The organism is Mycobacterium sp. shizuoka-1 (assembly GCF_002723835.1).
Lineage (GTDB): Bacteria > Actinomycetota > Actinomycetes > Mycobacteriales > Mycobacteriaceae > Mycobacterium.
In genome coordinates this window covers 82,119-96,144 of record NZ_BEWG01000034.1, presented here as the reverse complement: position 1 = coordinate 96,144, position 14,026 = coordinate 82,119, and the positions used below count along the sequence as shown (strand labels likewise).

General features: G+C 70.6%; 14 protein-coding genes and 1 other RNA gene. 7 read left to right on the top strand and 8 right to left on the bottom strand.

Annotated elements, in window-relative coordinates:
- The coding region (locus MSZK_RS12440; protein ID WP_199203304.1) for a cobalamin biosynthesis protein at positions 1-484 on the top strand (484 nt) is incomplete at its 5' end.
- Here the strand turns inward: MSZK_RS12440 and MSZK_RS12435 are convergent.
- Genes MSZK_RS12435 through MSZK_RS12425 form a run of 3 tightly spaced genes read right to left on the bottom strand, consistent with a single transcriptional unit; the run spans position 441 to position 2,420 of the window.
- On the bottom strand, positions 441-1,256 hold the full coding sequence (locus MSZK_RS12435) for an SURF1 family protein (protein WP_099248164.1): 816 nt from the start codon (positions 1,254-1,256) through the stop codon (positions 441-443). The two genes, MSZK_RS12440 and MSZK_RS12435, sit on opposite strands and share 44 nt — an antisense overlap.
- Positions 1,256-1,756, bottom strand: coding sequence for a low molecular weight protein-tyrosine-phosphatase (locus MSZK_RS12430; protein WP_099248162.1), 501 nt, complete (start codon positions 1,754-1,756; stop codon positions 1,256-1,258). Before MSZK_RS12430 ends, MSZK_RS12435 begins: the two co-directional genes overlap by 1 nt.
- Positions 1,749-2,420: an HAD-IA family hydrolase gene (locus MSZK_RS12425; RefSeq protein WP_099248160.1), complete on the bottom strand. Its 672-nt coding sequence runs from the start codon at positions 2,418-2,420 to the stop codon at positions 1,749-1,751. Before MSZK_RS12425 ends, MSZK_RS12430 begins: the two co-directional genes overlap by 8 nt.
- 44 nt (positions 2,421-2,464) lie before the next feature.
- Between MSZK_RS12425 and MSZK_RS12420 the strand changes: the two genes are divergently transcribed.
- From MSZK_RS12420 to MSZK_RS12410, 3 genes are read left to right on the top strand one after another with little or no spacing between them, the layout of a single operon-like run.
- Entirely contained in the window at positions 2,465-3,598 is a 1,134-nt protein-coding gene (locus MSZK_RS12420; protein ID WP_099248206.1) for a Nif3-like dinuclear metal center hexameric protein, read from the top strand.
- Entirely contained in the window at positions 3,595-4,326 is a 732-nt protein-coding gene (locus MSZK_RS12415; protein WP_099248158.1) for a zinc ribbon domain-containing protein, read from the top strand. Before MSZK_RS12420 ends, MSZK_RS12415 begins: the two co-directional genes overlap by 4 nt.
- A gap of 2 nt (positions 4,327-4,328) precedes the next feature.
- Entirely contained in the window at positions 4,329-5,402 is a 1,074-nt protein-coding gene (locus MSZK_RS12410) for a bifunctional RNase H/acid phosphatase (protein ID WP_099248156.1), read from the top strand.
- A gap of 4 nt (positions 5,403-5,406) precedes the next feature.
- Here the strand turns inward: MSZK_RS12410 and MSZK_RS12405 are convergent, their stop codons facing one another.
- Positions 5,407-5,973, bottom strand: coding sequence for a helix-turn-helix domain-containing protein (locus tag MSZK_RS12405; RefSeq protein ID WP_099248154.1), 567 nt, complete (start codon positions 5,971-5,973; stop codon positions 5,407-5,409).
- Positions 5,974-6,019: 46 nt separating this feature from the next.
- Between MSZK_RS12405 and MSZK_RS12400 the strand changes: the two genes are divergently transcribed.
- Both MSZK_RS12400 and rnpB read left to right on the top strand, forming a co-directional pair.
- The gene (locus MSZK_RS12400) at positions 6,020-6,640 is read left to right on the top strand and encodes a cyclopropane-fatty-acyl-phospholipid synthase family protein (protein ID WP_099248152.1); all 621 of its coding nucleotides are present in this window, start codon (positions 6,020-6,022) and stop codon (positions 6,638-6,640) included.
- A 19-nt stretch (positions 6,641-6,659) separates the two neighbouring features.
- An RNA gene (gene rnpB / locus MSZK_RS12395) (RNase P RNA component class A) lies at positions 6,660-7,048 on the top strand.
- Between the two features lie 7 nt (positions 7,049-7,055).
- On the opposite strand, the gene MSZK_RS12390 is transcribed toward rnpB, so the two are convergent.
- The gene (locus tag MSZK_RS12390) at positions 7,056-8,576 is read right to left on the bottom strand and encodes a CYTH and CHAD domain-containing protein (protein WP_099248204.1); all 1,521 of its coding nucleotides are present in this window, start codon (positions 8,574-8,576) and stop codon (positions 7,056-7,058) included.
- 184 nt (positions 8,577-8,760) lie between these two features.
- Here MSZK_RS12390 and MSZK_RS12385 point away from each other — a divergent pair, with 184 nt between their 5' ends.
- Positions 8,761-10,593: a fatty acyl-AMP ligase gene (locus MSZK_RS12385; protein ID WP_199203303.1), complete on the top strand. Its 1,833-nt coding sequence runs from the start codon at positions 8,761-8,763 to the stop codon at positions 10,591-10,593.
- Between the two features lie 10 nt (positions 10,594-10,603).
- Here MSZK_RS12385 and MSZK_RS12380 read toward each other — a convergent pair whose 3' ends face one another.
- From MSZK_RS12380 to MSZK_RS12370, 3 genes are read right to left on the bottom strand one after another with little or no spacing between them, the layout of a single operon-like run.
- Entirely contained in the window at positions 10,604-12,604 is a 2,001-nt protein-coding gene (locus MSZK_RS12380) for a 5-oxoprolinase/urea amidolyase family protein (RefSeq protein WP_099248148.1), read from the bottom strand.
- Positions 12,604-13,212, bottom strand: a complete 609-nt coding sequence (locus MSZK_RS12375; RefSeq protein ID WP_099248146.1) for an urea amidolyase associated protein UAAP2 — start codon at positions 13,210-13,212, stop codon at positions 12,604-12,606. Before MSZK_RS12375 ends, MSZK_RS12380 begins: the two co-directional genes overlap by 1 nt.
- Positions 13,209-13,943: a DUF1989 domain-containing protein gene (locus MSZK_RS12370; protein ID WP_099248144.1), complete on the bottom strand. Its 735-nt coding sequence runs from the start codon at positions 13,941-13,943 to the stop codon at positions 13,209-13,211. Before MSZK_RS12370 ends, MSZK_RS12375 begins: the two co-directional genes overlap by 4 nt.
- Positions 13,944-14,026 lie beyond the last annotated feature (83 nt).

The following is a 14,026-nucleotide window of genomic DNA, read 5'->3' as shown; positions in this document are numbered from 1 at the left end:
GGTCGGGGGAGTGCCGGGGGTGGCGGTGTACCGCGGCGCCAACACCTTGGACGCGATGATCGGTCACCGCTCCCCGCGCTATGCCCGGTTCGGCTGGGCGGCAGCACGTTTGGACGACGTCGCCAACTATGCGGCGGCGCGGGTGGGCGGCGCGCTGGTGGTGGCCTGTGCGCCGCTGGTGGGAGGGTCACCGGCCGGTGCCCTGCGGGCCTGGCGCCGGGACGCGGCGCGGCACCCCAGCCCGAACGCCGGGGTGGTGGAGGCGACGTTCGCCGGAGCGCTGGGGGTCCGCCTCGGCGGTCCGACGCAATACCACCACCAGCTGGAGATCCGGCCCACCCTCGGCGACGGCCACGTCCCCGGCACCGAGGACCTGCGCCGGGCGGTGCGGCTGTCGCGGACGGTGTCGGCCGCCGCGGCGGTGGTCGCGGTCGGCCTGGCTACCGTCGGCCGTAGCGATCGGCGAGCTTGTCCTCGACGGTGACCGGCCCGGCCGGTTTCTCGGCGGCGACCTCGGCGTCGCGGCGGCGTGCGCGAATCTCGGAAAAAGCGAAGTAGCCCAGCCCGATCGGGGCCACGATGCCGAACGCGATCCACTGGATGCCGTAGGACAGGAACGGGCCGGGATCCAGATGCGGCAACTCGGCGACGCCGAGCACCCCGGGTTGGTTCTCCACCAACTGCAGATACGAGCCGGCCAGCGGAACCCCGGTCACCGCCGCCACCGCTCTGGTGTCGATCGCGTAGACCTGGGTCAGGCCGTTCTCCCGAACCGGTGGCTTGTCGGCCGGTGCGGTCTCCGAATCGCGCAGCCGGGCGGTGATGCTCACCGGGCCGGACGGCGGCGGGGCGAACTCGGGGACCTTGTTGCCCTGAACCGGGAAGACGTAGCCCCGGTCGACCAGCACCGTCGGGCCGCCGTCGATCACGAACGGCACCAGCACGTCGAAGGCCGGTGCGCCACCGACCACCCGCAACCGGGCGAGCACCTGCGCCTCCGGCAGATAGTGCCCGGTGGCGGTCACCCGGCGCCACTGAGCGTCCGGCGCCGACGAATCCTGATGGGGCAGAAGCGTTGTCGCGGGCACCGGATCGGCCTTCAGGGAGTGCTCGATCTGCGAGTTCTCCTTGTTGGTCTTGCTGTTCTTGCCCAGCTGCCACGGCGCCAGCACGGTGAAGCACAGGTAGGCGAACGCCACCACCACCAGCGCCAGGGCCAGCCAGCCCGGGCGTAGCAGGAACGTCAACCGCTTCATCAGCCGGCCAGGCCCTCCCCGGTCAGGCGCTCGTCGACCCAGGCGTGCAGGCCCGGCAGCGCCGCCTCGATCACGGCGAAGGTCTGCTCGAAATCGGCCTGGCTGCCGTAGTACGGATCCTCGACGTCGTCGGCGTGCTTGCCCGACCGCGGGTCGAACGACCGCAGCAGCCGCACCCGCTCGGGTTCCACGCCCAGGTGGGTCAGCATGCGCACATGGTTGCGGCCCAGAGCGATCACCAGGTCGGCCGCCAGGTGGTCGTCGTCCACCTGGGTCGCACAGTGCTCGGTCGGATAGCCGTGCTGCCGCAGGACGGCGTTGGCGCGCTCGTCGGCCCCGTCGCCGGCATGCCAGTTGCCGGTGCCGGCGCTGCTCACCCGGACCAGGTGGGCAAGTCCGCGCCGGTCGATCTGGTGGGCGAACATCTTCTCGGCCATCGGCGAGCGGCAGATGTTGCCCGAACACACGAAGGTCACGTGCAGTACCTGCGAGTCAGACACCGAGCACCTCCCGCAGGTCGGCCACCGTCGGGGCGTGGGTGAGCGCGGCCTCGGCGGCGTGCGGCTCGACGAAGTCCGCCGCCCCGTAGCCCCACCCGACCACGACGGTGTCGATCCCGTGCTCGGCCGCGCCTTCCACGTCGTGGGCGCGATCACCGACCATCAGCACCCGCTCGGGCAGCGGGCCGAGCTGGCTCAGCGCGTGCGCCAGCACATCGGCCTTGGCCGATCGCACCCCGTCGACACTGGCACCGGCGATCACGTCGAAGTGGCCGGCCAGACCGAAGTGCTCGAGGATCCGCCGGGCGGTGGGCTCGGCCTTGGACGTGGCCACTGCCAGTCGGGTTCCGGCCGCCCGCAGGTCGGCGAGCAGCTGCGGAATGCCGTCGAACAGGCTGTTCATCGCCCAGCCCCGGCTGGTGTAGTCGGCGCGGTAGGCCGCGATCGCATCGTCGGCGCGCTCCCCGAGGCCCAGGCCGGCCAGCGTCTGGTGCATCGGCGGGCCGACCACCCGGCCGGCCAGGTCACCGGGGGGAACCTCGGCGCCCACGGCGGCCAGGGCGTGCCGGAAGCTGGCCACGATGCCGTCGGCAGAGTCGGTGAGGGTGCCGTCGAGATCGAAGATCACCAACTGCGGGCGTGCGTCGGAGGCCGTGCGTGTCACCGGTCCATTGTGGCCGATCGCCGCGCACTACTGTTCTTGACGTGGTGGAGGTGAAGCTGGCCGAGGTCATCGCCGTGCTGGACGCCGCCTACCCGCCGGCGCTGGCACAGAGCTGGGACTCGGTCGGCCTGGTGTGCGGCGACCCCGATGACCCCGTCGACTCGGTGACGGTGGCGGTCGACGCCACCGCCGAGGTCGCGGCCACCGTCGGGCCGCGCGGGTTGCTGCTGGCCCACCACCCGCTGCTGCTACGCGGGGTGGACACGGTGGCGGCCAGCACCCCCAAAGGTGCGCTGATCCACCGGCTGGTCCGGGCCGGCGCCGCGCTGTTCACCGCCCACACCAACGCCGACTCGGCCAACCCGGGGGTGTCCGACGCGCTGGCCGAGGTGCTGGGGCTGACCGTCGACGCCGTGCTGGAGCCGGTCGCCGCCCGCCAGGACACCGACAAATGGGTGATCTTCACCCCGCCCGGCGCTGCCGAGGCGGTCCGGGAGGCGGTGTTCGCGGCGGGTGCGGGCCGCATCGGCGACTATTCGCACTGCAGCTGGAGCGTGGCAGGCACCGGCCAGTTCCGCCCGGAGGGCGGCGCCGAGCCGGCGGTCGGGGTGGTGGGATCGCTGGAGCGGGTCGACGAGGATCGCGTCGAGGTGGTGGCCCCGTCCCGGCGGCGTGCCGAGGTAATGGCGGCGATCCGCGCCACGCATCCCTACGAGGAGCCGGCGTTCGACGTGGTGCCGCTGGCCGCGCTGCCCGCCGACACCGGCATCGGCCGGATCGGAACACTGGCCGAACCGCTGCGGTTCGCCGACTTCGTGGCCCGCGCCGGCGCGGTGCTGCCCCAGACCACCTGGGGGGTGCGTGCCGCGGGCGACCCGGACGCGCTGGTGTCCCGGGTGGCGGTCTGCGGCGGTGCCGGCGACTCGTTGCTGGGCGCGGCCACCGCGGCGGGGGTGGACGCCTACCTCACCGCCGACCTGCGGCACCATCCCGCCGACGAGCACCGGCGGGCCAGCGGGGTCGCGTTGGTCGACGTTGCCCACTGGGCCAGCGAGTTCCCGTGGTGCGGCCAGGCCGCGGCGGTGCTGCGGAAGCATTTCGGTGCGGCGCTGCGGGTCGAAGTCTGCGACCTGCGCACCGACCCGTGGAATATCGAACCTGCGAAAGGTAAGCCGTGAAAGCTGAACTGGCACAGCAACGCTCGCTACTCGAGCTGGCGGAAGTGGATGCCGAGCTGGCCCGGCTGGCCCATCGTGGCGCCCACCTGCCCGAGCAGCAGGCCTTCGACGCTGCGCAGGCCGAGCATCGCGAGGCCGCTGACCGGTTGGCCGCGTTGGCGATCGCCGTCGAAGATGTCGAGGCCCAGGTGGCGCGGTTCGAATCCGAGATCGACGGGGTCCGCCAGCGTGAGGACCGGGACCGCAAGCTGCTGGATTCCGGCACCGTCAACCCCAAACAGCTCGAAGAACTGCAGCATGAGCTCCAGACTCTGGAGCGCAGGCAGGCCAGCCTGGAGGACTCGCTGCTGGAGGTGATGGAGCGTCTCGAACAGCTGACCGGCGACCGGTCCGAGCAGGCGACGAAAGTCGAAGCGCTGCAAGCCGACCTGACCACCGCGGGGCACAACCGCGACGCCGCGCTGGACGAGATCGAGAAGCTGCGTACGCAGCGCACCGCCCAGCGGGAGGGGATCATCGCCGGAGTGGAGCCGGCCCTGGCGCAACTCTACGAGCGGCAGCGGGCGTCCACGGGTGTCGGTGCGGCGCGGTTGCTGGGCCACCGGTGTGGTTCGTGCCGCATCGAGCTCGATCGCGGTGAGCTGGCCCGGATCTCGGCCGCGCCGGAGGATGACGTGGTGCGCTGCCCCGAGTGTCAGGTGATCCTGCTGCGCCTCGGCGGAGCGTAGCGGTGAAGGTGCTCATCGAGGTCGACGGCGGGTCGCGGGGCAACCCCGGCCCGGCGGGGTACGGCTGCGTGGTCTTTTCGGCCGACCACGGGCAGGTGCTGGCCGAACATGCCCAGGCGATCGGCGTCACCACCAACAATGTGGCCGAGTACCGCGGGTTGATCGCCGGTCTGGAGGAGGCCCGCCGCCTCGGCGCCGACGAGGTTGGCGTGTCGATGGATTCGAAGCTGGTCGTGGAGCAGATGACCGGCCGCTGGAAGGTCAAGCATCCCGCGATGGCCGAACTGCAGCAGCAGGCGCGCGCATTGGCCTCGACGTTCGATTCGGTGACCTACCAGTGGATTCCGCGCGAACAGAACTCCCATGCCGACCGGCTGGCCAACGAGGCGATGGATTCGGCGGCCGCCGACCCGCCGGGGGAGGCGGTCGCCGTACCGCCCGCGGCCTGGACCGGCAACCAGGGTGCGCCCACCCGGCTGTTGCTGCTGCGGCACGGGCAGACCGAATTCTCGCGCCAGCGGCGCTATTCCGGCCGCGGCAACCCCGAACTGACCGAGACGGGCCGCGGCCAGGCCGACGCCGCCGCGCGCTACCTGGCGCAGCGCGGTGGCATCGACGCCGTGATCAGCTCGCCGCTGCAACGTGCGTACGACACCGCGTCGGCGGCGGCCACCGCGCTCGGACTCGACGTGTCGGTCGACGCCGATCTGATCGAGACCGACTTCGGCGCCTGGGAAGGCCTGACATTCGCCGAAGCTCACGAGCGCGACCCGGACCTGCACAGGAACTGGCTGCGCGACACCAGCTTGCGTCCACCGGCCGGTGAGAGTTTCGAGGACGTCGCAGAGCGGGTTCAGCGGGCCCGCGCACGGATCATCGCCGAGAACGCCGGCCGCACCGTGCTGCTGGTGTCGCATGTGACGCCGATCAAGACGCTACTGCGGCTGGCACTGCACGCCGGTCCCAGCATCCTGCACCGGCTGCATCTGGATCTGGCGTCGCTGAGCATCGCCGAGTTCTATCCCGACGGCGGCTCGTCGGTCCGGCTGGTGAACCAGACCTCGTATCTGGGCTGAACCGCTACTGGCGCAGGTGCACCCGTTCGCCGTGCGGGCCGAACAGGATGATGGCCTCCACCGGCCCGTCGACGGTGCCGAACCAGTGCGGTGTCCACGTGCTGAACTCCACCGCCTCGCCGGGTTCGATGACGAACTGCTGCTCGCCGAGGATCAACTGCAGACGGCCGGAGAGCACGTAGAGCCACTCCTGGCCCTCATGGGTGGGCAATTCGGCGGGTGGGGTGCGCCGCCGCGCGCTGATACGAATCTTGAAGGCCTGCGGGCCGGTGCCGCTGTGCCGGGTCAACGGCCAGTAGGTCACCAGGTGCCTGGTGTGCGAGGGCGCGCGCACCCGCGGGTCGACGGTGGGCGCCGCCCCGAGCAGCTCGTCGGTGCTGACCGACAGCGCCGCGGCCAGCCGGGGCAGATGGTCCAGGGCCAGCCGGCGCTTGCCGGATTCCAGGCGACTCAGCGTCGAGGTGTCGATGCCGGCCCGGGCGGCCACGTCCTCCAGGGTCAGGCCGAGGCGGGCGCGTAGCTCTCGCAGCCGCCTGCGCACTCTCAGGTCGACATCGTCATTTGCCTGCATGGCAAGAAACATTGCCAGCCTGTCGCGGGCGGGGCAAGCTCGCGATATGGACAACGAGCACCACAGTCATTGGGAAACCCGCTACGCCGAGAAGCCGCGGATCTGGAGCGGGCAGCCCAACGCCCGGCTGGCCGAGATCGCCGCCGAGCTGACCGGTTCGCGCGCACTGGATCTGGGCTGCGGTGAGGGCGGTGACGCCATGTGGTTGGCCGAGCACGGCTGGCACGTCGTGGCCGTCGACGTCTCGACCACCGCACTGGCGCGCGCCGCCGAAGACGCCCGGGCCCGCGGGGTGGCCGACCGCATCGCTTTCGAACAGCACGATCTGACCCAGACCCTGCCCGAGGGGCCGTTCGATCTGGTGTCGGCGCATTTCTTCCACACCACGCTGGAGATGGACCGCCCGGCGATCCTGCGCCGTGCGGCCGCCACCGTGGCGCCGGGCGGCACGCTGCTGATCGTCGACCACGGCGGTGTCCCGCCATGGGCACCCGAAGAGGTCCGTCACCACGAGTTCCCGCCGGTCGAGGACGTCGTGGCCGGCCTGGAGCTCGACGACAGCCAGTGGGAGACGGTGCGGCTGGGTCCGGTCGAGCGAGACGCAGTGGGTCCCGACGGGCAGCAGGCCACCCTGGTCGACAACGTGATCCAGCTTCGGCGCAGATGAGCTACCGTATTCAGGCGAACGAGTTGGCCGGGCGGCCGCGGCGTGAGTCGAGGAAAGTCCGGACTTCACAGAGCAGGGTGATTGCTAACGGCAATCCGAGGTGACTCGCGGGACAGTGCCACAGAAAGCAAACCGCCTCCCGTCAGGGAGGTAAGGGTGAAACGGTGCGGTAAGAGCGCACCAGCATCCCGGGTGACCGGGATGGCTCGGTAAACCCCACCCGAAGCAAGGCCAAGAGGCCGCACCTGGTGCGGCTGCGCAGGCGTCCGAGGGCTGCTCGCCCGAGCCTGCGGGTAGGCCGCTCGAGGCACCCGGCGACGGTGTGCCCAGATGGATGGTCGCCACCGCCCTGCCGCGGTCAACCGCGGCGAGGCGGGACAGAATCCGGCTTACAGGCCAACTCGTTCGCCCGCGCCTAGTGCGCTTTCTTGAACGTCTTGCGCAGGGCGCTCAGCGCGTCGTCGAGCTGCTCGCGGCAGCGGTTGGCCAAGTCGTCCTCGAGTTGGTAGAGCAGGCCGTAGGTGAACGTGTCCTCGCCGGCGGCGTGCGCGGCCAGTGACTGCTGGGCCAGGTGGGTGCGGCTGACCACGCTGTCCTGGTGATCGCCGAGCAGGGTTTGGATGGTCTTGGCCCGATCCGACACCTTGGGCTCACCGGTGGCGGCCGCGACGTAGCGAAGACGCTTGGCGCCCTTGCGAATCCGGTGCAGCGCCTCGTCGCGGTCCTCGGTGGCCTCGGCGGCGTTCTTGGCGGCCTTGGCCACCCGCTTGTAGGCCGAGTCGATGCTCACCGGCTTGGGCTCCTCGCCCGGTGCGGCTTCCGGCGGCTGCGCGGCCACCAGCCCCTCCAGTGCGTCGAGCAACCGGAAATACCGGGCCGAGCGCATCGCGGCCAGCGATCGCCGCAGACCGGCCTGATAACTGCGCTGCGCCCCCTCCACCAGCCGCTCGTACACCGGGCCGCGGACCAACTCGGCGGGAAGCCCGGACAGCGCAGCCTCGTAGCGTTCGGCCAGCACCTCGGCGTCACGGGCCACCCCCAGCACGGCGGCCAGCTGGCGCAGCTCGTCGAGCACCCAGGCATCGTCGGTCAGACCGAACGCCTCCTCGGAGGCCTGCAGCAGGCTGCGGATCTTGCGCGTGGTCACCCGCATCTGATGCACCGAGTCATAGGTGTCGGCCCGCACGGCGCGATCCCACACCAGCAGTTGGTCCACCTGCTCGGCGACCGCGCGGTGCACCGGATCCGAGGAGGCGGGCGCTTGCGCCGGCTCGGGTGCCGAACCGGCACTGTCGAGTACCTTGGCCAGCTTCGATCCGTGCCCCGCCGGCACCGCGCCGGCGTCCAGCAGCCGATTGCTCAGCCGCTTGAGCAGGTCTTTGGCGCCGTCGGCTTCACCGTCGATCAGCTCCAGTTCCCATTCGTGCCAGCGCTGTTCCTCCCCGTCTCCGTCCTCGCCGGAGCCGAGCGCCCACGCGCTCACCTCGTCGTCGCAGAACTCCGCCAGCGCGGCTCCGGCACCATCGTGGAGCATCACCACATTGCGGGTGGTGGCGATCCGGGCGACCGGCGCCAGCGGGCGGTCCCGCACGATCGCCAGCACGATGTCGAGCAGGTCGTCGGGGACCGTCTCGTCCGCCTCGGCGGAGTCGTCGAGCGGGGCGTGCACCTCGGTGCGGGCGTCCGGCCCGGCGGGCAGCTTCAGATGCCAGCCGGCGTCGGGTCCGCCGGTGCGACGGCGCAGCGTGATCCGGTGCGCGGCCAGGTCGCGGCCAGGTGTGTCGAAGTACACCGCATCGAGCGACTGTGACGGCTGCCGCTCCACCCGGGCCACCGCGGCGAGCCCGTCGAACGACGGGAAGACCGTGCCCTCCGGCACGTCGAACTTGCGCTCCACCTCGACATGGCGGGCCGTACCCGCAGCTCCAGAAGCCATCTTCACCTTCGCTCGCGACGATCACCGGTGGTATGCACTGCCGCACAGGGTGTCATATCCAAGTGAACACGACACCGCGCCCGCCTGCCGCGGGCTGCCCGTCCAGGCACCCGAATCCAACGAGATCGCGCCACGCCAGCGCGCCTTGCACAGCAGGCGGCCCAGATGCTCTTAAAATCTTCTTATGAAATGCGGAACGCTTGCCGCCTCTGGTCAGGGGAGCCGCTTGAAACTCGAGGATTACCTCGATGCCGACGGCAACATCGCGCTGCCGTCGGACGTGACCATCACCCAGTTCCTGGACCACAACGTCGCCGAACTCGGCGAGATCCCCGCATACCGCTACCTCGACTACGAACACGATCGCGCCGGCACGGCCATCGAGCTGACTTGGCGCGAGCTGGGTGTGCGGCTGCGGGCCGTCGGCGCCCGGCTTCAGCAGATCACCCAGCCCGGTGACCGGGTCGCGATCCTGGCCCCGCAGGGCGTCGACTACGTCATCGGCTTTTTCGCCGCCATCCAGGCCGGGACCATCGCCGTGCCGCTGTTCGCGCCCGAACTGCCCGGTCACGCCGAACGGCTGGACGCGGTGCTCGGCGATGCCCGCCCGTCGACGATCCTGACCACCACCGCCGCGGCCGAGAGTGTGCAGGGCTTCCTGCGGAAGCTGCCGCGCGCGCAGCGGCCCCGGGTCATCGCGATCGACGCCGTCCCCGACTCGGTCGGCGACTCGTTCACACCGGCCAACCTGAACAGCGACGGCGTGGCCTACCTGCAGTACACCTCCGGCTCGACGCGGACCCCGGCCGGTGTCGAGATCACCCACCGGGCGGTGTGCACCAACGTCGTGCAGATGATCATCTCGGTCGGCCTGGACTGGGACGTCGCCAGCGTCAGCTGGCTGCCTCTGTTCCACGACATGGGTCTGCTGATGATCATGTTCCCGGCGTTGTTCGGCGCCCACCTGACCCTGATGTCGCCGACGGCGTTCGTGCGCCGCCCGTATCGCTGGATCAAGGAACTGGCCGCAGAAGCCAAACGCGGGCGCACTTTCGCCGCCGCCCCGAACTTCGCCTTCGAGCTCGCCGCGCAGCGCGGCCTGCCGCCGGCCGGCGACGACCTCGACCTGAGCAACGTGGCCGGCCTGATCAACGGGTCCGAGCCGGTCAACATGAACTCCATCGACCGGTTCACCGCGACGTTCGCTCCGTACGGCCTGTCGCCGACGGCGATCAAACCCTCCTACGGGATGGCCGAGGCGACGTTGTTCGTCTCCACCATCGGGGCGCAGGACCGCGCCGTCGCGACGTATCTCGACCGCGAAGAGCTCGGTCAGGGGCGCGCGGTGCGGGTCGACGCCGATGTCCCCAACGCCGTCGCGCAGGTGTCCTGCGGGCGGATCGCGCGCAGCCAGTGGGCCGCCATCGTCGACCCGGTCTCCGAGGCCGAGGTGCCCGACGGCGAAGTCGGCGAGATCTGGCTGCACGGTGACAACATCGGGCGCGGCTATTGGGGCCGGCCGGCCGAGACCGAGCGGTCCTTCCGCAACAAGCTGCAGGTGCGGCTGGACCGCGGCAGCCACGCCGAGGGCGCCCCGGCCAACGGCACCTGGTTTCGTACCGGCGATCTCGGCGTCTATCTGGACGGCGAGCTCTACATCACCGGCCGGATCAAGGACCTGGTGATCGTCGACGGTCGCAACCACTACCCGCAGGACATCGAGGCGACCGTGGCCGCCGCATCGCAGGCCGTGCGGACCGGGTTCGTCGCGGCGTTCTCGGTGCCCGCGCAGGATGCGGCCGGCGAGCGGGTGGTGATCATCGCCGAACGCGCACCCGGCGCGGGCAAGGCCGAACCGGGACCCATCGTCGAGGTGATCCGGGCGGCCGTCTCCCGTCGCCACGCGATACCGGTGGCCGACATCCGGCTGGTCGCCGCGGGCGCGATCCCGCGGACCACCAGCGGCAAGCTGGCTCGGCAGGCCTGCCGAGCCGAGTATCTGGCCGGCGCGCTGTAGATCGGCGTCGTCAGCTGGCGAGTTGGCCGGCGAATTCGCCTGCCCGGTCCCACGCGCGCCGTTCGGCGGCGAACGCCTGTGCCTGTTGCGCCCGGAATTCGCCGATGCCTTCGGCGTTGTCGGTCAGGAACCGCTGGTAGTCGGCCATCGAGAAGGTGCCGTCGGTGATGTCGACGTCGCCGCGGCCTGCGGCCATGTCGGCGCGCAGGTCCAGCAGTTCCTCGGCGCTGACCGGGTAGAAGCTGATCCGGTCGAAATACCGCAACAGCCAAGGAGTTCCGGGTTCGAAGGACCGGGAGTCCAGGGGATGGCGGTGATTCCACACCTGGGTGGTGCGTCCGACGAACTGGTAGCCGCCGGGGCCCTCCATGCCGTAGATGCACAGGTAGGCCCCGCCGATGCCGACGGCGTTCTCCGGAGTCCAGGTTCGCGCGGGGTTGTACTTGGTGGTCACCAGGCGGTGTCGGGGGTCCAGGGGAGTGGCCACCGGCGCGCCGAGGTAGACGTCGCCCAGGCCGAGGACCAGGTACTGCGCGTCGTAGACGATGTCGTGCACCTGCTCGACGTCGGTCAAACCGTTGATGCGGCGGATGAATTCGATGTTCCACGGGCACCAGGGGGCGTCGGCGCGCACGCCGTGGATGTAGCGCTGGATCGCCTCGTGGGTGGCCGGGTCGTCCCACGACAGCGGAAGGCGGACGCTTCGGCTGGGCACCACCAGTTCGTCGGTGGCCGGCAGTGACTCCTCGGTGCGCGCCAGCAGGTCCACCAACTCGCGCATGCTCACGATCGCGGGGTCGAACTGCACCTGCAGTGAGCGCACCCCGGGGGTCAGTTCGGTGACGCCGGGAATCGCACTGGCAGTAAGTGATTCGTAGAGCACGTGGACGCGTGCGCGCATCGCCAGGTCGAGCACCATCGGCCCGTACTCGACGAGCAGGCCGCCGTCGCCGTCGCGGCGCACGGTGACGTCGGTACCCTCGGCGCCGACGAACCGGGCCAGTACGCCGTCGTCGGCGTCGCTGGAGGTGGAGATCACCAACGGCATCGACGCGCGGCGGTTGGCATCGATGGTGCCCAGGGACGGGGCACGGTCGGCCCGGACCGGCACGAATCGCACGGTGTCGCCGGGTGCCATCTGCCCGAGCTTCCAGCGATCGCCGCGCACCACGGTGACCGGGCACACGAACCCGCCCAGGCTGGGCCCGTCCGGGCCGAGCAGGATCGGGGTGTCGCCGGTGAAGTCCAATGTACCGACGCAGTAAGCGTTGTCGTGGATGTTGGACGGGTGCAGCCCAGCCTCGCCGCCGTCGGTGCGGGCCCACTGCGGTTTGGGACCCATCAGTCGCACACCGGTGCGGTCGGAATTGAAATGCACGGTGTAGTCGGTGCCGATCAGTGTGGCGATGTCGGCGCGGGTGAAGAATTCCGGTGCCCCGTGCGGACCTTCGGTGACGGCGACCTGCCAGTGGTGACCGATGGCCGGCTGCTGGTCGATGGCGGCGCGGGCCGGGCGCGCCGACGCCGGGCCGGGATCGGTGGCCGCGGTCAGTACATCACCCTCGCGCAGCGGCCGACCGTCATGGCCGCCGAAGCAGCCCAGGGTGAAGGTCGCTGTGCTGCCGAGATATTCGGGCTCGCGGACGCCGCCGGCGATCAGTACGTAGCAGCGCATGCCCGGGCCGGGCACCATCCCGACATCCAGCACGCCGCCGACCGCAACGGTGATCGATTGCCACTGCGGGACCGGCAGGCCGTCCAGGGTCACGGGGGCGGCCGCACCAGTGATGCAGACCCGGCCGCCCTCGGGAAACCGCAGGGCCGGACCGGCTTTCGTGCATTCCAGGCCGGCGGCACCCTCGGGGTTGCCCAGCACCTGGTTGCCGATCCGGAAAGACAGGTCGTCCATCGGGCCCGACGGCGGCACCCCGATATGCCAGTAGCCGACGCGGCCGGGCCAGTCCTGGACGGTGGTCAGCATTCCCGGCCGCACCACCTCGATGGTTGTCATCAGTCCGTGATCACCATCCGCACCGGCGTGGGGTTGAACCCGTTGCACGGGTTGTTGATCTGCGGGCAGTTGGACACCAGCACCAAGGTGTCGGTGTCGGCGCGGACCGTCAGCGATTTGCCCGGCGCCGACAGGCCGTCGACGATGCCCAGCGTGCCGTCGCCCTCCACCGGCACATTCATGAAGAAGTTCACGTTGGAGACGATGTCGCGCTTGCCCATTCCCCATTTGGCGGCCTCGGCGAGGAAGTTCTCCGCGCAGGCGTGCTGATGCACGGTGTGGTGGCCGTAGCGCAGCGTGTTGGATTCCTTCGAGCATGCGCCGGCGATGGTGTCATGGTTGCCGACCTCGTCGGCGACGATCGTCACCAGCGCGCGGCCGTCGGCGGCCCGCAGCACCGACCCGGTGGTCAGGAAGATGTTGCGCTGCGCGGCGATGGTGGCCTGCGCGCTGTAGCGACCGGCCGGGTCCACCCGGTCGCCATCGACGGCATAGAACAATGTGTCCACCGCCTGATTGCCGTGCAGGTCGATGATCTGCAGTGACTGGCCGGCGCGCAGGACGGCCGACCACGGTGCGCAGGCCGCGACGATCTCGTCGGAACTCATTGTGCTGCCGCCCAAGTGGATTCGGTGTTGAACAGGGCCCGGAAGTACTCCGGATCGGTGTTGACCGGAACGCTCAGCTCGTCATCGGCCCGCCAGGCCACGATGTCCAGCCCGGTGGTGGCCGGTTCGGGATCCAGCGGATGGGCGGTGTTGACCACCGCGACGATGACCGGGAGGTGGATCAGCAGGTCGACCGCGGTGCCGGGGCCCGCTGAGCCGGTGAAGGTCAACGCGCCGGAGTCCTCGACTCGGACGCCCTTGAACAGCGCCGCCGACGGCGCGACGTCGCGGATGTCCATGCCGTGCTTCGCTGCTGCCAGCAGCATCTTCTGCTGGCCGGCGGGCGGCAGCCCGCACAACAGGTCGTGGCGGCCGGAGGTGTCGGCGACGACCGTCGCCAGCAGGCGCCCCTGGTCGGACAGCAACGGATGGCCCACGCCGAGGTAGGCCTGCCACGGCACCTTCATGGTGTCGGCGACGTTGAGCCGTTCCCAGGACGCGTCGGCGCGGAACAACAGCAGGTGCGCGCAGGCGCCGCCGTCAGGGTCGGACAACCTCAGCCGGGTGCCGCGGCCGAGCACCCGGGAGACGTAGGACTCGGCCGGGACGGCCTCGGCCCAGACCAGCCGGGACCCGTCGACGCCGTCGGGCAGGGCGGGCACCCGCATGGTGGCGCCGCCGGCCTGGGACCGCGCGTGCGAGCGGGCGCCGTCGGTCGACGCGGTGGTCATGTCGTCACTCCTGTCCGGGCCGAAGCCCGATTAACTGTCAATTGAAAGATTTCCCTGGCGCCGTTCCCGCCGGGTGTCGCCGG

Coding starts and splice junctions, on each gene's coding strand:
- MSZK_RS12435 (WP_099248164.1), bottom strand. CDS start 1,256: ATGAAGCGGTTGACGTTCCTGCTACGCCCGGGCTGGCTGGCCCTGGCG.
- MSZK_RS12405 (WP_099248154.1), bottom strand. CDS start 5,973: ATGCAGGCAAATGACGATGTCGACCTGAGAGTGCGCAGGCGGCTGCGA.
- MSZK_RS12370 (WP_099248144.1), bottom strand. CDS start 13,943: ATGACCACCGCGTCGACCGACGGCGCCCGCTCGCACGCGCGGTCCCAG.
- MSZK_RS12385 (WP_199203303.1), top strand. CDS start 8,761: ATGAAATGCGGAACGCTTGCCGCCTCTGGTCAGGGGAGCCGCTTGAAA.
- MSZK_RS12380 (WP_099248148.1), bottom strand. CDS start 12,604: ATGACAACCATCGAGGTGGTGCGGCCGGGAATGCTGACCACCGTCCAG.
- MSZK_RS12390 (WP_099248204.1), bottom strand. CDS start 8,576: ATGGCTTCTGGAGCTGCGGGTACGGCCCGCCATGTCGAGGTGGAGCGC.
- MSZK_RS12375 (WP_099248146.1), bottom strand. CDS start 13,212: ATGAGTTCCGACGAGATCGTCGCGGCCTGCGCACCGTGGTCGGCCGTC.
- MSZK_RS12400 (WP_099248152.1), top strand. CDS start 6,020: ATGGACAACGAGCACCACAGTCATTGGGAAACCCGCTACGCCGAGAAG.